General features: G+C 67.0%; 11 protein-coding genes and 1 riboswitch. Of the genes, 6 read left to right on the top strand and 5 right to left on the bottom strand.

Going from position 1 to position 17136, the window contains the following annotated elements; translation table 11 throughout:
* Window positions 1-37: 37 nt before the first annotated feature.
* From ACZK0Z_RS03790 to ACZK0Z_RS03780, 3 genes are all read left to right on the top strand, one after another.
* Entirely contained in the window at window positions 38-865 is an 828-nt protein-coding gene (locus ACZK0Z_RS03790; protein WP_049428873.1) for a class I SAM-dependent methyltransferase, read from the top strand.
* A gap of 164 nt (window positions 866-1029) precedes the next feature.
* Window positions 1030-2856 (top strand): DUF7657 domain-containing protein, encoded by a 1827-nt coding sequence (locus ACZK0Z_RS03785; RefSeq protein WP_336339819.1) that lies wholly within the window; start codon window positions 1030-1032, stop codon window positions 2854-2856.
* On the top strand, window positions 2853-3863 hold the full coding sequence (locus tag ACZK0Z_RS03780) for a glycosyltransferase (RefSeq protein WP_197633529.1): 1011 nt from the start codon (window positions 2853-2855) through the stop codon (window positions 3861-3863). The genes ACZK0Z_RS03785 and ACZK0Z_RS03780 overlap by 4 nt, the downstream gene beginning before the upstream one ends.
* 50 nt (window positions 3864-3913) lie before the next feature.
* On the opposite strand, the gene ACZK0Z_RS03775 is transcribed toward ACZK0Z_RS03780, so the two are convergent.
* From ACZK0Z_RS03775 to olsF, 3 genes are all read right to left on the bottom strand, one after another.
* Entirely contained in the window at window positions 3914-4972 is a 1059-nt protein-coding gene (locus ACZK0Z_RS03775; protein ID WP_197633530.1) for a metal-dependent hydrolase, read from the bottom strand.
* Between the two features lie 115 nt (window positions 4973-5087).
* Window positions 5088-5888, bottom strand: coding sequence for a metallophosphoesterase (locus tag ACZK0Z_RS03770; RefSeq protein ID WP_197633531.1), 801 nt, complete (start codon window positions 5886-5888; stop codon window positions 5088-5090).
* The gene (gene olsF / locus ACZK0Z_RS03765; RefSeq protein WP_197633532.1) at window positions 5885-7600 is read right to left on the bottom strand and encodes a bifunctional ornithine lipid synthase OlsF; all 1716 of its coding nucleotides are present in this window, start codon (window positions 7598-7600) and stop codon (window positions 5885-5887) included. Before olsF ends, ACZK0Z_RS03770 begins: the two co-directional genes overlap by 4 nt.
* A gap of 324 nt (window positions 7601-7924) precedes the next feature.
* On the opposite strand from olsF, the gene metK reads away from it, so the two are divergent.
* Window positions 7925-9136 carry a methionine adenosyltransferase gene (gene metK / locus ACZK0Z_RS03760; RefSeq protein WP_010481882.1) on the top strand — a complete coding sequence of 404 codons (1212 nt, stop codon included), beginning with the start codon at window positions 7925-7927 and terminating at the stop codon, window positions 9134-9136.
* A 140-nt stretch (window positions 9137-9276) separates the two neighbouring features.
* Window positions 9277-9783: an acyl-CoA thioesterase gene (locus ACZK0Z_RS03755; protein ID WP_336339818.1), complete on the top strand. Its 507-nt coding sequence runs from the start codon at window positions 9277-9279 to the stop codon at window positions 9781-9783.
* An 88-nt stretch (window positions 9784-9871) separates the two neighbouring features.
* Here ACZK0Z_RS03755 and ppc read toward each other — a convergent pair whose 3' ends face one another.
* Both ppc and ACZK0Z_RS03745 read right to left on the bottom strand, forming a co-directional pair.
* Window positions 9872-12583 (bottom strand): phosphoenolpyruvate carboxylase, encoded by a 2712-nt coding sequence (ppc, locus tag ACZK0Z_RS03750; protein WP_197632461.1) that lies wholly within the window; start codon window positions 12581-12583, stop codon window positions 9872-9874.
* A 237-nt stretch (window positions 12584-12820) separates the two neighbouring features.
* Window positions 12821-15337: a S9 family peptidase gene (locus ACZK0Z_RS03745; protein ID WP_197632427.1), complete on the bottom strand. Its 2517-nt coding sequence runs from the start codon at window positions 15335-15337 to the stop codon at window positions 12821-12823.
* 120 nt (window positions 15338-15457) lie between these two features.
* Window positions 15458-15541: riboswitch (S-adenosyl-L-homocysteine riboswitch) on the top strand.
* Between the two features lie 36 nt (window positions 15542-15577).
* Here ACZK0Z_RS03745 and ahcY point away from each other — a divergent pair.
* Window positions 15578-17023: an adenosylhomocysteinase gene (ahcY, locus tag ACZK0Z_RS03740; RefSeq protein WP_197632428.1), complete on the top strand. Its 1446-nt coding sequence runs from the start codon at window positions 15578-15580 to the stop codon at window positions 17021-17023.
* Window positions 17024-17136 lie beyond the last annotated feature (113 nt).

The following is a 17136-nucleotide window of genomic DNA, read 5'->3' as shown; positions in this document are numbered from 1 at the left end:
CAGTCGAGCCAGCTCGACGCTACAAGAGCCCGCCGTCATGACCCCGCCGATCTCCTCCCCGACCTACCTGCACGGGTTCTCCGGTACCGAGCAGCAGCGCCTGATGACCCAGGCGCGCCTGCTGGAATCGAGCATCTTCGGCCAGATCGACTACAGCGGCGCGCGACGCCTGCTGGAAGTCGGCAGCGGCGTGGGTGCGCAGACCGAGATCCTGCTGCGCCGCTTCCCGGAACTGCACGTGACCGGCGTGGACCTGAGCGAGACCCAGCTGGAGACTGCACGCGAGAACCTGTCGCGCACACCATGGTGCAGCGACCGCTACACCCTGCAACAGGCTGACGCCGGCGAACTGCCCTTCGAGGCGCGCAGCTTCGATTCGGCGTTCCTGTGCTGGGTGCTGGAACACGTTCCGTCACCGGCACGCGTGTTGAGTGAAGTGCGTCGCGTGCTGGCCCCGGGGTCGCCGGTCTACATCACCGAGGTGATGAACGCCTCGTTCCTGCTCGACCCGTATTCGCCGCATATCTGGCGCTACTGGATGGCCTTCAACGATTTCCAGTACGACCATGGGGGCGACCCGTTCGTCGGCGCCAAGCTGGGCAACCTGCTGCTGGCCGGTGGCTTCCGCGACGTGCACACCGAGATCAAGACCATCCACCTGGATAACCGTGAACCGGCACGTCGCAAGACAATGATCGCGTTCTGGGAACAGCTGCTGCTGTCGGCGGCAGACCAGTTGTTGCAGGCCGGCTCGGTGGACGAGGAAACCGTGGAAGGCATGCGCCGCGAATTCCGGCTGGTGCAGAACGATCCGAACGCGGTGTTCTTCTATTCGTTCGTGCAGGGCCGCGCGACGGTGTATTGAGGCCGGTCCTCGCCACAGGGTGGCCTGCGGCTCCGGCAGCAACCGGCTAGAATCCCGCAGTCCCGGCCTCGGAACGGCGCGTGCCGGGGCCTCTCCCCGTGCGGCAGCAGAGCATCGGTGCGTGAGCCTGTCGCGCGCGGATGGACCTGACCTGCGGGAGCATGATGAACGACAACGGCCGAACGCCTTTCCCTGCCCAGGACCCGGGCCAGACGGGCGGACTTCGCCTTGGCCAGGTTCGCCTGCTTGCCGGGATCATGGCGCTGCTGTGCATCCTGTATGTCGCGCTCGCACTGACGCCTTCTTCCTACTCGCTGGCCTACGAGTACCTCGGCCTGACCCCGCAGCAGCCGCTGCTCGGTACCGCCCGCTACATCCGCACCGACGAATGGATGGTGTTCACGCCGTACATCCAGATCGCGGTCAACAACGACTTCGGGCAGTTCAATGCGCACTCGGCATACCACGAGTCACTGCGCACCTTCCAGGCGCTGCCGCTGCAGGACTGGGGGCTGCTGTTCAAGCCGTACCACTGGGCGTTCTTCATGCTGCCTGCAGCGAACGCCTATTCGTTCTTCTTCATGTTCATGGCCATGGCCTTCCTGAGCGGATGGGCCCTGCTCCTGCGCCAACTGCGGATGCCGGCACTAGCCGCAGTACTGGTTTCGACCACGCTGTTCTTCGCGCCGTTCGTGCAGGTCTGGTGGACCAGTAATGCCGGTGCCTTCGCGCTGGCACCCTGGGTTGCGGTGGCATGGCTGGGCATCGGCCATCGCGCGCTGCGCATCGTGGCCTGCGCCTATGCACTGGCGGCATGGCTGATCGCGGTGTCCTACCCGCCTTTCATCATTTCCTCGGTGCTGGCCCTGGCGGTGCTGGTGCTGGCGGTCCGGCGCGATGCCATCACCGTTGTACGTCTGGTCGATGCCGCCATCGCAGGCGCGATCGCACTGGCGGTGTTCGTCGGCTACTTCCACGACATCATCCCGATCGTGCGCAACACGGTGTACCCCGGCCAGCGCCAGAGCGCCGGTGGCGGTGTCGGCCTGACCAGCCTGCTCGCGCACCTCTTCCCGAACCTGATGACCTACCGGTTCGCCCCGCTGCCGTTGTTCAAGGCATCCAACGATTGCGAAATCGCGGTGCTGGGCAGCCTGCTGCCGCTGTTCACCCTGGTGCTGGCCGATGGCGCACGGCTGCGTGAATGGGCGAAAAGCCATCGCAGCTCCCTGCTGATCCTGGCCGCCGGCCTGCTGTTCATCGCCTGCTGGATCTTCCTGCCTGTGCCTGCCGTGGTTGGCAAACTGACCACCCTGTCGATGGTGCCCCCCGCTCGCGCACTGCTGGCCTTCGGCCTGTTGCTCAACATCGCCTGCGCGATGATCCTGGTGCACTGCGGCGTGCGCCTGCAGCGCTGGCGCCTGCTGCTTCTGGCGGCGCTGCTGATGGTCGGCAGCCTGGCCAAGTTCCTGTTCGGTGAAGGCCAGTTCAGTCGCCTGCACAGCGCTGCCGACGCCATTCCCTACCTGTGCCTGGCCGCACTCGCCGTCGCCGCGCGGCGCCCGCAGTTGTCGGTTCACGCCGCGAGCCTGGTGCTGGCCACGGCCGCGCTGGCCAACCTGCTGGGCAACGGCCTGTTCAATCCCGTGCAGCCGGCCGGCCCGATCTTCGCAATGGACCGCACCGCCGTCCTGCACTCCCTGCAGGCCCGCGGCTCAGCCACCACGACCGAAGGCGCGCTGGTGGCTCCCGGTGGGTTCGGGGCCCTCCTGCCGGGTGTTGGCATTCCCGCCGTGAACCATGTGCTGTACCTGCCACAGATGGATTACTTCCGCCGCTACTTCCCGTCCCTGCCCGACGAGCAGTTCAACTTCACCTTCAACCGCTACCACCACATCACCGTAGCGCCTGAGGGCGACACACCACGGGTGCTCCAGGGGGATCTGGTGGAACTGCCGGCAAAACCCCTGCTGGCCCACCCAGCCCCATGAATCAGATGACCACCACTTCGCCCTCCGCATCCACGCCGGCTCGGATCGCCGTGATCATCCCCTGCTACAAAGTGACCCGCCACGTGCTGTCCGTGCTGGCGGCGATCGATGATGCGGTAACGGCGATCTACTGCGTGGACGATGCGTGCCCCGACGGCAGCGGCCGCCTGATCCAGGCCGAAGCCAACGACCCGCGGATCACCGTGCTGTTCCATCAGCACAACCTCGGCGTCGGCGGCGCGATCAAGACCGGGTACCGCGCGGCCATCGCCGATGGCATGGACATTCTGGTCAAGGTCGATGGCGATGGGCAGATGGACCCAGCGCTGCTGATGGACTTCGTCGCGCCGATCGCCGACGGCCATGCCGACTACACCAAGGGCAACCGATTCTGGAACCTGACCCACATCCGCCGCATGCCTCCAGTGCGGCGCCTGGGCAACCTGCTGCTGTCCTTCATGACCAAGGCTTCGTCCGGGTACTGGCAGGTGTTCGATCCGACCAACGGCTACACCGCCATCCATGCCAAGGTCGCCAGCCACCTGAAGCTCGAGGCGGTCAGCGACCGCTATTTCTTCGAGACCGACATGCTGTTCCGACTGAACACCGTGCGCGCGGTCGTGCAGGATGTGGCGATGGATGCCCACTACGGCGACGAAACCAGCAACCTGCGCATCGGTCGCATCCTGGGTGAGTTCACCTTCAAGCACGTGCGCAACACGCTCAAGCGCATTGCCTACAACTATTTCCTGCGCGACCTCAGCATCGCGTCGCTGGAGCTGATCGCCGGCAGCAGCCTGCTCGCCTTCGGGGGGCTGTTCGGGATGTACCACTGGGTGCGGTCGGCCCAGGCCGATGTCGCCACGCCGGTAGGGACGATCATGATCACCATGGTCGCGCTGATCTCGGGGCTGCAGTTCCTGCTGGCGTTCGTTGGCTTTGACATCGCCAACGTGCCGCGCCAGGTACTGAACCGTTCGATCAAGCTCAACCGCCTTCCTCAGTAGAGCCACGCGATGCGTGGCTGTTGTTCGCACCATCCACGCATGGCGCGGATCTACGGGTGCGCGGAACCGCTCGCGGCAGCCGCCGGCTCATGCCAGATGCGCTGCCACATCGCGGCAAGCCGGCGCCCGGCGTCGGCGCGTGCTCCCGGGCTGCTGTAGTCCGCACGCACCTGTTCGGGCACGATCGGCCGCCACTGCCCGTCCACCTGCTCGGCCACCACGAAGTTGAAGGTGTAATCCGGCTCCAGGCCCATGCGCAGATCACTGAGCACCAAGCGCCCGTCAACGACCTGCGCACGCATGAAGCCGCGATTGAACCACTGCAGGCGCTGTACCGCGGGAATCGCCTGCGCCTCGCGCAGTGCCTGCACGTTGGAGGGATGGCCTTCGAACTGCATCGGCCCATGATCGGCCACCAGCGAGCGGTCGCCCACTACGTAGCCGTTCGGCGTCATCGCCACCACCCGCCACAGCAGCGTGTTGAACGGCATCGGCACCGAGAAGCGCGGCGCATCGGCCAGGCCCATCGCGGCCAGGCTCTGCTGCGCGGCACGGTCGACCTGCGCCTTGGCCACCAGACCCCAGCCCAGGTATGCGCTGCTGACCAGCAGTGATGCCCCCAGCACCTTGCCGACCCAGGGGCGCGCACGACCGAACCAGGCCAGCACGCAGCCCAGCAGCAGCCACACCGTGTATGCAGGGTCGATGATGAAGACGCTGGAGCCCATGGTTGGATGCGGCCGCAGCGGCCACCACAGCTGGGTGCCGTAGACAGTGAACGCATCCAGCACCGGGTGGGTCACCAGCGCCAGCTGGATCGCCCAGAACCAGCGCGCCGGTGACTGCGCGACCCTGCCATTGCCAAAGCGCTTGAACAACCACCAGATCAGCGCCGCCACCCAGGGCAGCACCAGCAACGAATGGCTGAAACTGCGGTGCTCGACCATGTTCGCCACCGGGTCGGTGGCGGTGAAGCCGAGCCACAGCGCGTCGAGGTCCGGCAGGGTGCCGAGCGCGGCACCGGCCAGCAGGGCCGCACGGCGATGGCCGGGCGGAGCGATGGCAGCAGCGACGGCGCCGCCGAGTACGATCTGGGTCAGGGAATCCATGGCCCGATGCTAGCGGCTTGCGGGCGGTGCATGTAGAGCCGAGCCCTCGGCTGCTCTTCGTTGCGTGCAACGGCAGCCGAGCATGGGCCCGGCTCTACAAGAGGACAGACGCGGGTTACGCCGCCTGCGACAGGCGTGCGCCCGGCAACGCCACCAGCGTCTGGCCGTTGTGGTCCAGCAGGCGCAGCGCGCCGTCGTGGTCTTCGACCAGCGCGGTCAAGCTTTCCACCCAGTCGCCATCGTTCGCATAGACCAGGCCGTCGCGTTCGACCAGCGCGGCGCGGTGGATATGGCCACAGACGACGCCATCCAGGCCACGCCGGCGCACGTCGTCCAGCCCGGCCTGCACGAAGCGCTCGATGTAGCGTTCGGCCGCACCACTGCGCTTTTTCAGGAACTCCGACAGCGACCAGTAGCGCATGCCCAGCCGACGCCGCACTGCATTCAGCGCCTGGTTGCCGGTGAGGATGCGGTAGTACAGCCAGTCACCGAACTTTTCCTGCAGGCCGCCGAAGTGGGTCACGCCGTCGTAGTCGTCGCCATGCGCGACCAGCAGCCGGCGGCCATCGGCGGTCACGTGGATGGCGCGGCGGCGCACCTGCATCGCCGGCAGCATCAGCCCGCACACCTGGCGCAGCGAGGCATCGTGGTTGCCGGGGATATAGATGATCTCGGTGCCTGCACGGCGCAGCGCGTGCAGGGCCTGGATGACTTCGCTGTGCGACTGCCGCCAGTTGGCACGGCGATGGGCCATCCACCACAGATCGATGATGTCGCCGACCAGATACAGCCGTTCACAGCGCAGCTGCGAGAGAAACCGTGCCAATTCGGTGGCATGGCAGTGACGTGACCCCAGGTGCACGTCGGAGACGAACACTGCGCGCCGGTGTGGCGACAGGTTCGCCAGCGTGCTCATGCCGGCGTCCCCGCGTCGCGCAGGTAGCGTTTGCGCTTGTTCGGCCGGATCGCGCACAGGTCCACTTCGATCAGGCCATCGATCGAATCGCTGAAGTCCGGATCCACGCCGAAGGCGAGGAAGCGTGCGCCCCCCGGTTCACACAGATCGGTGTACTGGCGGTAAAGCGTGGGCACACCGGTGCCGAGTGCGGCCAGGTTGGCTTTCAGTACATCGAACGCAGCACCGGCATCCAGTTCGCCGAAACTCGGCGGCGCGGCGAAGTACTGGAACGGCCGGTTCGATTCGGCCAGGCCGGCGTTACCGCTGTAGTAGCGCTGGTAGTAGGCCACCAGCTGCTCGCGTGCATCGCGTGGCAGGGCCGCGCTGATCGACACCGCACCGAACAGGTAGCGGATGCCGGGCCGGCACTGCAGGTAGGCGCCGATGCCCTGCCATAGGTAGTCCAGGCTGCGGCTGCCCCAGTAATCGGGCACCACGAAGCTGCGGCCCAGTTCCAGGCCTTCGGCGATGTGGGTGATGGCGTCGTCGGAATAGCGGAACAACGATGCGCTGTAGAGCCCGGACAGGCCGTGCCGGGCCAGTGCCTGGGCGCCGCGCATGATGCGGTAGGCGCCGGCGATGCGCTGCGCGGCTGCGTCCCAGATCACGATGTGTTCGTACCGCGGATCGTAATCGTCCAGGTCGCGGCTGCGCCCTGTGCCCTCGCCTACCTGGCGGAAGGTCAGCTCGCGCAGGCGGCCCAGTTCCAGCAGCAGCGGTGAATCGGCGCTGCAGGTCGCCAGCAGGATCTGCTTGCCGTCAGCGGTCTGGCCCAGCTGGGTGGCTGCGGCAATGCCGGCGGCAACCTGCGAAGGTGGTACCGGCGACGCCAGCGGCTCCGGACCTGCAACAGCAGCGGCATCGCCCGCCGCCCCATTACGGCCCAGCGCATACAGCGCGCGGCGCACGGCCAACAGCTGCGCGCCCGGGTCACCGCCCTTGCCCAGCTGCATCGGCTCACCGATGCACAGGCGCAGCGGACGGCCACGGCGGGTGAACATCTCGCGCGCCAGCAGCGCGGTACCGGCCGGCTTGAACAGGGTCGAGGCGCCATAGAACAGTGCCGAGTTGCGCGCCTCCACCCGCACCGGCAGCACCGGCGCACCGGCGGCGCGGGCAAAGCGCACGAACCCCCGCTGCCAGCGACCGTCGCGGATGCCGCGCAGCGAGAGGCGTGAGACCTCGCCAGCCGGGAATACGATCACGCACTGCTCGGCCGCCAGCGCCTCCTCCACGGCGTGCAGGCTGCCACGCTGGGCCTTGCCGCCAAGGATGCGCACCGGCAGCAGCAGATCCTGCAGCGGCGCGATGGCTCCCAGCAGGTCGTTGGCCACGATCCGAACATCGCGGCGGATGCGGCCGACCGCGTCCAGCAGCGCCAGTGCATCCAGCGCCCCGGACGGATGATTGGCAACAATCAGCAGGCGGCCCGTGGCCGGGATCTTCGCCAGCGCGGCCGGATCCACCTGGTACTGGCCATCGATGAACTCCAGCCCGGCAGCAACGAAGCCGAATCCGCGCAATCCTGCACTGCGCTGCAGGAAAGCTTCGATCTGGTCCAACCGCGACCAGCGCCCGACGCTGCGCAGCAATGGCCGCGCCAGCTGGCCACGACGGCCATGGAACCAATCGGGAAAGCGTTGCTGGAGACGCTGTTCAAGTTCCTGCATGGCAGATCCACTCATGCCCGGCGGCCGGATTGGCCGACAGCCTGCGCCCGGCAGACGGCAGCCAGATGGCGGTTCTGGGGCAGAACGATGACGGTCGATCCGCCCGGGGTGGGGCCGCAACCGGCCCCCGGGCCACCCCGCCCGTTGTCACGCTGGTGGAACACTGGGCCTCGAGGCTGGGGCCCAATCCCGTCAGGACGGCCCTTGCCGGGCCTACGCGGGCTTAACCACCGGCAACCGGTACAGGTTCACAATGCACAGGCGGCGCACCCCGTGTATCATGCGCGCCCATCTTTCCATCCGAATCAAGGGATATTACGCCTGATGTCCAGCTATCTCTTCACCTCCGAGTCGGTCTCCGAAGGCCATCCGGACAAGGTTGCCGACCAGATCTCCGATGCGGTGCTGGACGCGATCCTGACCCAGGACCAGCGCGCCCGCGTGGCCTGCGAGACCATGGTCAAGACCGGTGTTGCCATTGTTGCCGGTGAAATCACCACCAGCGCCTGGATCGACCTGGAAGCGCTGACCCGCAAGGTCATCACGGACATCGGCTACGACAGCTCCGACGTCGGCTTCGACGGCGCCACCTGCGGCGTGCTGAACCTGATCGGCAAGCAGTCGCCGCACATCGCCCAGGGCGTGGATCGCAAGAAGCCGGAAGAAATGGGCGCGGGCGACCAGGGCCTGATGTTCGGCTATGCCACCAACGAGACCGACAGCTACATGCCGGCCGCGATCCACCTGTCGCACCGCCTGGTCGAGCAGCAGGCCAAGATCCGCAAGAAGAAGAACTCGCCGCTGTCGTGGCTGCGTCCGGACGCCAAGAGCCAGGTCACCCTGCGCTATGAAAACGGCGTGGTCTCGGCCATCGACGCCGTGGTGCTGTCGACCCAGCATGCCCCGGGCATCAAGCAGAAGGACCTCATCGAGGCCGTCCGCGAAGAGATCATCAAGCCGGTGCTGCCGGCCAAGTGGCTGCACAAGGGCACCAAGTTCCACATCAACCCGACCGGCAAGTTCGAGATCGGTGGCCCGGTGGGCGACTGCGGCCTGACCGGCCGCAAGATCATCGTCGACACCTACGGCGGCTGGGCCCGTCACGGTGGTGGCGCCTTCTCCGGCAAGGACCCGTCCAAGGTCGACCGTTCGGCTGCCTACGCGGCCCGCTACGTCGCCAAGAACGTGGTTGCCGCCGGCCTGGCCGACCGCTGCGAAGTGCAGGTTTCCTACGCCATCGGCGTGGCTGAGCCGACCTCGATCTCGGTCACCACCTTCGGCACCGGCAAGATCAGCGACGACAAGATCGAGAAGCTGATCCGCAAGCACTTCGACCTGCGCCCGTACGGCATCATCAAGATGCTCGACCTGGTGCACCCGATGTACCAGCAGACCGCGGCCTACGGCCACTTCGGCCGCAAGCCGAAGGAATTCAGCTACCTCAACGGCGAAGGCGAGACCGTCAACGCCACGGCCTTCTCCTGGGAGAAGACCGACCGCGCCGCCGCCCTGCGCGCCGACGCGAAGCTGAAGTAAGACAGACGAAGGGCCGCGCAAGCGGCCCTTCTGCTTTTTGTAGAGCCGAGCCCATGCTCGGCTTTCCTTTGCCTGCGCCAAGAGCAGCCGAGCATGGGCTCGGCTCTACAAGAGCTACGCCACGCCGATACAATCGGTGCATGTCGACCGAACTGAAAACCCACCAGCTGTCCATGACCGTGCTGATGTCGCCGGAGATGGCCAATTTCTCCGGCAAGGTCCACGGCGGCGCCATCCTGCGCCTGCTCGACCAGGTGGCCTACGCCTGTGCCAGCCGCTATGCCGGCAGCTACGTGGTCACCCTGTCGGTGGACCAGGTGATGTTCCGCCAGCCCATCGCAGTGGGCGAGCTGGTCACCTTCCTGGCCTCGGTGAACTACACGGGCACCTCGTCGATGGAGATCGGCATCAAGGTGGTGGCCGAGGACATCCTCAAGCGCAGCGTGCGCCATGCCAACAGCTGCTTCTTCACGATGGTGGCGGTGGACGAGGAAGGCCGGCCGACGTCGGTACCGCCCCTGCAGCCGGCCACCTCCGACGAGAAGCGCCGCCAGGCCGCCGCGCAGATCCGCCGCCAGCTGCGCCAGGAAATGGAACAGCGCCATCTGGAACTGCTGGCGTCGAACCCGCCTTCGCCGGAGGAATGAGGTAGTGCCGGCCGCTGGCCGGCAACGCCCCGTGTGCTGCCGAACATCATGACGTTGCCGGCCAGCGGCCGGCACTACCAACGTCAGGTCACCCCGTGTTCTGCACGCCCTGCGAAACGCCGTTCACGCACGCCACCAGCGCGCGCAGCAGGTCCTCGTCTTCGCGCCCGCTGGCCCGCCAACGTTGCAGCAGGTCCACCTGCAGCACGCTGATCGGATCGACGTAGGGATTGCGCAGGCGGATCGACAGCGCCAATCGCGCATCGTGGTCCAGCAGCGTCTTCTGGTCCATCAACGCCAGCAGCCAGTGCCGGGTGAGTTCCAGTTCGCGCTGCACCTGCAGGAAGAAGCGCCCGTGCAGTTCACCCGACAACAGCGAGAACTGCTCGGCAATGGTGATATCACCCTTGGACAGCACCATCGCGATGTCGTCCAGGAAGGTGCGGAAGAACGGCCAGTCACGCGCCATATCGCGCAGGGTCTGTTCGTGGCCGGCATCAACCGCCGCCTGCAGGCCACTGCCCACGCCGTACCAGCCGGGGATGACCGCGCGCGCCTGGCTCCAGGCAAATACCCAGGGAATCGCGCGCAGGTTGCCCAGCGCCGCGTCCTGGCCGAGCCGGCGCGACGGCCGCGAGCCCAGTGTCATCCGCTCGATCACATCAATCGGCGTGGCGGTGCGGAAGTAGTCCATGAAGCCGGCCTGGCCGACGAAGCCACGGTAGACCTCGCTGCTGGCCGCAGCCACCACGTCCATCACCGGTCGCCACTCATCCTCGCGCGGCTCGGCGGCACGCGGGCGCAGGCTGGCGCGCAGCACTGCACCGGTGGCCTGTTCCAGCGAGCGCAGGGCCAGCGCACGGATACCGTACTTGCGGTGGATCACCTCGCCCTGTTCGGTCACCCGCAGGCGACCATCGATGCTGCCGCGCGGCGATGCATCGACAGCGTGCGTGGTCTTGCCACCACCACGGCTGATCGAGCCGCCACGGCCATGGAAGAAGGTCAATCGGATGCCCGCCTCGGCCGCCACCTCCAGCAGTTCCACCTGCGCACGCTGCAGGCCCCAGCGCGAAGCGGCAATGCCACCATCCTTGCTGCTGTCCGAATAGCCCAGCATCACCATCTGCACGTCGTCGCGTGCTTGCAGGTGCGCGCGATAGATCGGGTCGGCCAGCAGGTCACGCAGGGTCGCGGTGCCGCGCTTGAGGTCATCCACGGTCTCGAACAGTGGGGCGATGTCCAACGGCACCGCCCCACTCTCTTCCACCAGGCCGCCACGGCGTGCCAGCGCAAGCACGGCCAATACATCGCTGCGGTCGTGTGCCATCGAGATGATGTAGCTGCCCAGTGCGTCCCCACCATGCCGCGCACGGGCATCGGCCAGTGCGGCGAACACCGCATCCAGCCGCTGGTTGCCCTCGTCGCCGCTGTTGGGCAATGCCGCTTCACCGCTGGCATGCGGGCCCAGCAGCCGCGCACGGCCCACCGCATCCAGCGCCTGCCAGGCCTCCTCGCCGCCCAGCACGGCGGCAAGCGCGCGCGCATGCACGCTCGACTCCTGGCGCACATCCAGCCGCGCCAGATGGAAGCCGAAGGTCTTCACCCGCCACAGCAGGCGCTGCACGGCGAAGCCGCCGGCATGTTCGCCACGGTTCGCACGCAGGCTGTCGAGGATCAGCTGCAGATCCTCGATCAGCTCGTCCGGGCCAGCGTAGTTGCCTTCGCCATCATCCAGCGTGGCCTGAAGGCGCGCGCGCATGCGGTCGTTGAGCAGGCGGTACGGCATGTCGGCATGGCGTGGCCGCGACTGCACCTGCGGCAGCAGCTGCTGGTAATGCGTCACGCGTGCCTGCAGCGCATCACTGACACCCACCCGCTCGGTGGACTGGCTGAGCAGGCTGGCCAGCTGCAGCAGTTCCTTCTGGTAGCGCCCCAGCACGGCCTGCCGCTGCGCATCCAGCGTGTTGCGGATGGTGTGGGCATCCACATTCGGATTGCCGTCCATGTCGCCGCCCACCCACGTACCGAAACGCAGCAGGCGCGGCAACGGCAGTTCTTCCCCATAGGTATCGCGCAGCGCCTGCTGCAGCGATTCGTACAGCACCGGGATCACCCGGTACAGCACCTGCACCAGATAGAACCCGACGTGCTCGCGTTCGTCGTCCACGGTGGGCCGCACCGGCGAGGAATCGGTGGTCTGCCACGAAGCGGTCAGCGCCATGCGGAAGCGCGCGGCATCAGCGGCGGCCTCACCCGGCGTGCGCTGGCCGTCGAGGTTGTCGACCAGGCTGGCCACCATCAACTGCTCTTTCTCCAGCAGCGCGCGGCGCACCGCTTCGGTCGGGTGCGCGGTGAATACCGGTTCGATGTCGATGCGCGGCAACCACTGCGCCAGTTCGTCCAGGCCCACGCCCTGCGCCTTCAGGTGCTGCAGCGCATCCTGCAGGCCATCGGGCTGTGCCCCTGCGGTACCGGCACGCTGGTAGTCGCGGCGGCGGCGGATGCGATGCACGCGCTCGGCGATGTTGACCACCTGGAAGTAGGTGCTGAATGCACGCACCATGGTCTCGGCCTGCTGAGGAGTGCGCCCGGCCAGGCCTTCCGCCAGTTCGGACAGCGGCGCCTGGTTCTCGCGGCGGGCGATGGCGCGGGTGCGCACGTCCTCGACGTCATCAAGAAACGCGGCCGACACCTGTTCGACCAACAGGTCACCGACCAGCGCGCCAAGCCGGCGCACGTCATCGCGAAGGGGAAGATCGGGGGAAGCGAATTCGATGCTGCTGCGGTACTCGTTCATCGGCGACGCACGGGCCTCGGTCAACGGATCCTGACCCCAAGCCTATCCCAGATCGGGCCTCGTGCTGCGATGCAAAAATGGTTTCATCTGCACGTATCCACGGCAGACGCAGCCGAGCATGGGCTCGGCTCTGCAACCATCATGGCGCGTGACCCCGTGTAGCGCCCGAGCCCATGCTCGTGCGGCGGCGCAGCCGCACAGGCGGCCCCCGTTGCAGGGGCCGCCCTCATGCAGGTATCAGCGCTTCTTCTTAGCCGTGCCCTGCTCGGCCGGGCCGATGGTCTGCTCCAGCCAGCGCTCGCTTTCGGCCAGCATCGTCATGATCGATTCGCGTGCGCGGTAGGCGTGCGATTCGTTGGGCAGCATCACCAGCCGCGCGGTGCCACCCAGGCCCTTCACCGCGGCAAACATGCGCTCGCTCTGGATCGGGAAGGTGCCGGAGTTGTTGTCGTCCACGCCGTGGATGAAAAGGATCGGATCCTTGATCTTGTCGGCGTAGTTGAACGGGGCCATCTTCTGGTAGACATCCTGCGCCTGCCAGTAGTTGCGTTCCTCGGCCTGGAAACCGAACGGAGTGAGCGTGCGGTTGTAGGCGCCACTGCGCGCGATGCCGGCCTTGAACAGGCGCGTGTGCGCCAGCAGGTTGGCGGTCATGAACGCACCGTAGGAATGGCCACCGATGGCGATGTGCTCGCGATCGGTCACGCCACGGCGCACCACTTCATCCACCGCCGCCTGTGCATTGGCCACCAGCTGTTCGATGTAGGTGTCGTTCGGTTCCTTGTCGCCCTCGCCGATGATCGGCATCGACGGGCTGGCCAGCACCACGTAGCCCTTGGCCAGGAACGCCTGCGGGCCCCAGTAGCTGACCGCGTTGAAGCGGTACGGCGAATCGGTCACCTGGCTGGCGGCAGCCGCGCTCTTGAACTCACCCGGGTAGGCCCACATCAGCAGCGGCCGCGGGCCGTCGCGCTTCGGGTCGTAACCCGGCGGCAGCAGCAGGGTCGCGGTCAGGTCGACGCCGTCCTTGCGCTTGTAGCGGATCTGCTCCTTCTGCACGCCCTTCAGCTGCGGCAGCGGATGGGCGAAATGGGTCAGTGCGCGCGGCGCGGTGCTGGCATCGGCCAGCGACCGCACGTAGAAATTGGCCGGCTCGTCCGGGCTCTCACGGCTCAGCAGCAGCGAGCTGCCCTGGTCGTCCAGCAGCGCCACCGGCGCGGCGTAGCTGGGCGCCTGCGAGTGGAACAGGCGGGTGGCCTTGCCCGTGGAGATGTCGAAGCGGTCCACGAACGGGCGGTCGCCCTCCGGCGATGCACCGGCACCGGCCAGGTACAGGCTGCTGCCATCGGCGGTGGTCTGCAGCAGCGAGCGCCCGCGGTCGTCGCTGGACAACAGCGGACGGCCCGGATCGGAATAGCGGTCCTGCGCGTCACGATCCCACAGCAGGCGCGGCTCGGCACCGGCATTGTCCGGGGCAATCAGCCAGGTCCTGGTCTTGCGCGTCTTCCACCACGACTCAGTCAGCAGGGCCAGGTCGCCACGGCCCCAGTTGATACCCACCAGACGGCTGCCGAGCTGGGCCAGGGTCACCGGCGGCTTGTCGAACGGCGCGGCCTGCATCAACACCGCATCGCGCACCTTGGCCTCCCGGTTCGGATCGCCGCCGTCCTGCGCTTCGGCCCAGACCAGGGTGGCATCGGCATCACCGCGCCAGCGGATGTCGCGCACGCCGGTCACTTCGGCGTCGTTGCCGGTCGGTAGACCTTCCACCAGCGGACGCACGGCCACGGTGTGCACCAGCTTGCCGCTGGCCCGGTCGATCACTTCGATGCGGCGCGGGAAACTGCTCACCGGCACCACGTAGGAATACGGCCGCTGCACCGGCTGGCGCAGCACGAAGCGGCCATCCGGCGACAGCGAGAAGCCCATGAAGATGCCGGCTGCGCCGATCGCGCGGGTCTTGCCATCCAGAGTGACTTCCATCGGCTGGGTGGTGGCGTAGTAATCGAACTGACGCGCGTCGGCCTCGTTCTTCAGCAGGTCCTGGTAGGTGCGGATCGACACCACGCCGCCGCCCTGGCTGGTCTGCTGCACGGCCGGGCCGGTCGGGATGCCGTCTGCGGCCGGCGCCGCACCCAGGTTGGCCGGGCGGGTGAACACCACCAGTCCGCGGCTGTCCGGCAGCCACTGGTAGCCGCTACCGATCACCGTATTCAGGCCGGCGACCAGGCGGCGGGCACTGCTACCGGCCACATCCACCAGCCACAGTTCATTGGCGCCGCTGGCGGCGTCGACGTGGTTGAAGGCCAGCCACTTCTGGTCCGGCGACCACATCACGCTGGCGATCGACAGCTTGGCCGGCAGGCCGCTGATCGGCCGTTCCTTGCCGTCGGCCACGTTCATCAGCCACAGCTTCTCGCCGAAGCTGAAGCGGCTGTCGGAGAACGTGCGCGGGTTGATGCGCAGGCCGGCCAGCTTCAGCTCCGGCTGCGCCACCACCTGGATCGACGGCAGCGACGGCATCTGCATCAGCGCGGCCACGTCGCGGCGCGGTGACAGGAACAGCGAGGGCGCGCGCGGAGCATCGACCACCGCCTGCAGCGCGGCCGAAGGCAGCTCGTAGCCGTTGACGCCCTGGGACTGTGCCGCCGCAGGCTGCGGGGCCGCCGCCCAGGCCAGCGGGGCCACCGCCAGCAGTCCCATCGACAGGACCAGGCCGGTCCAGCGCCGAGTGCGGCGCGCGTGCATGCTCATCGTTCCACCTGTGTGATGCGTGAAAACACCGACCTTAACAGCCTGTGCACGCGATCCCATCTGCCGATGGTTGGGTCGTTCCGATGTCATGGCGGGGCCGCGATATAATGGGGGTTCTCCCCTGCCGAGGGGCGCTGCGACCGGATCCCACGAGGCCCGGCCAGGCTCGGTAAGGTGGCTTTGTAACAACGGCGCCCGGCTAGATGCGAGCATCCGCTCGCCCACAACCGGAGCACACGAATGAACGCTGTTGCCAAGACCTTCTCCACCGAAGGTGATTACAAGATCCGCGACATCACGCTGGCCGACTGGGGCCGCAAGGAACTGGACATCGCCGAGCACGAAATGCCGGGCCTGATGTCGATCCGTCGCAAGCACGCCGCCAGCCTGCCGCTGAAGGGCGTGCGCGTGACCGGCTCGCTGCACATGACCATCCAGACCGCCGTGCTGATCGAGACCCTGAAGGACATCGGCGCCGACGTGCGCTGGGCCTCGTGCAACATCTTCTCGACCCAGGACCACGCTGCCGCGGCCATCGCCGCCACCGGCACGCCGGTTTTCGCCTGGAAGGGCGAGACCCTGGAAGAGTACTGGGACTGCACCCTGGACGCGCTGACCTTCACCCTGGCCGACGGCACCCTGACCGGCCCGGAGCTGGTGGTCGACGACGGCGGTGACGTGACCCTGCTGATCCACAAGGGCTACGAGCTGGAAAACGGCAGCGACTGGGTCAACACCGCATCGTCCTCGCACGAAGAACAGGTCATCAAGAACCTGCTCAAGCGCGTCGCCAAGGAACGCCCGGGTTACTGGGGCCGCGTGGTCAAGGACTGGAAGGGCGTCTCCGAAGAGACCACCACCGGCGTGCACCGCCTGTACCAGCTGGCCCAGGCCGGCACCCTGCTGATCCCGGCGATCAACGTCAACGACTCGGTCACCAAGAGCAAGTTCGACAACCTGTACGGCTGCCGCGAGTCGCTGGCCGACGGCCTGAAGCGCGCGATGGACGTGATGCTGGCCGGCAAGGTGGCCGTGGTCTGCGGCTACGGTGACGTGGGCAAGGGCTGCGCCGCCTCGCTGCGTGCCTATGGCGCGCGCGTGATCGTCACCGAGATCGACCCGATCTGCGCCCTGCAGGCGGCGATGGAAGGCTATGAAGTCAACACCATCGAATCGACCCTGGGCCGTGCCGACCTGTACGTCACCACCACCGGCAACAAGGACATCATCCGCATCGAGCACCTCAGCGCGATGAAGGACCAGGCCATCGTCTGCAACATCGGCCACTTCGACAACGAGATCCAGGTCGATGCGCTGGTGTCGTTCACCGGCATCAAGCACGTCAACATCAAGCCGCAGGTGGACAAGTACATCTTCCCGAACGGCAATGCGATCTTCCTGCTGGCCGAAGGCCGCCTGGTGAACCTGGGCTGCGCCACCGGCCACCCGAGCTTCGTGATGTCCAACAGCTTCGCCAACCAGACCCTGGCACAGATCGACCTGTGGGCGAACAAGGACAGCTACGAGAAGAAGGTCTACCTGCTGCCGAAGAAGCTGGACGAAGAAGTGGCCCGCCTGCACCTGGAAAAGATCGGCGTGAAGCTGACCACCCTGAGCCAGGAACAGGCCGACTACATCGGCGTGCCGGTGGAAGGCCCGTTCAAGCCGGACCACTACCGCTACTGATCGTGCCGGGGTCGGATCCCTTTCAGCAGGAAAGGGCTCTGACCCCAGCAACGGATGCACACGGAACGGGCGCCTTCGGGCGCCCGTTCTGCGTTGGCGTGCCACCGCATATC

The organism is Stenotrophomonas sp. 116085_Sma (assembly GCF_056479585.1).
This window is presented reverse-complemented; position numbering and strand designations above follow the sequence as displayed.

Bases quoted from the DNA above. Each gene is read 5' to 3' on its own strand.
- olsF (WP_197633532.1), bottom strand. From the start codon at position 7,600: ATGCAGGAACTTGAACAGCGTCTCCAGCAACGCTTTCCCGATTGGTTC.
- ACZK0Z_RS03755 (WP_336339818.1), top strand. From the start codon at position 9,277: ATGTCGACCGAACTGAAAACCCACCAGCTGTCCATGACCGTGCTGATG.
- ACZK0Z_RS03790 (WP_049428873.1), top strand. From the start codon at position 38: ATGACCCCGCCGATCTCCTCCCCGACCTACCTGCACGGGTTCTCCGGT.
- metK (WP_010481882.1), top strand. From the start codon at position 7,925: ATGTCCAGCTATCTCTTCACCTCCGAGTCGGTCTCCGAAGGCCATCCG.
- ACZK0Z_RS03770 (WP_197633531.1), bottom strand. From the start codon at position 5,888: ATGAGCACGCTGGCGAACCTGTCGCCACACCGGCGCGCAGTGTTCGTC.
- ACZK0Z_RS03745 (WP_197632427.1), bottom strand. From the start codon at position 15,337: ATGAGCATGCACGCGCGCCGCACTCGGCGCTGGACCGGCCTGGTCCTG.
- ACZK0Z_RS03785 (WP_336339819.1), top strand. From the start codon at position 1,030: ATGAACGACAACGGCCGAACGCCTTTCCCTGCCCAGGACCCGGGCCAG.
- ACZK0Z_RS03775 (WP_197633530.1), bottom strand. From the start codon at position 4,972: ATGGATTCCCTGACCCAGATCGTACTCGGCGGCGCCGTCGCTGCTGCC.
- ACZK0Z_RS03780 (WP_197633529.1), top strand. From the start codon at position 2,853: ATGAATCAGATGACCACCACTTCGCCCTCCGCATCCACGCCGGCTCGG.
- ppc (WP_197632461.1), bottom strand. From the start codon at position 12,583: ATGAACGAGTACCGCAGCAGCATCGAATTCGCTTCCCCCGATCTTCCC.
- ahcY (WP_197632428.1), top strand. From the start codon at position 15,578: ATGAACGCTGTTGCCAAGACCTTCTCCACCGAAGGTGATTACAAGATC.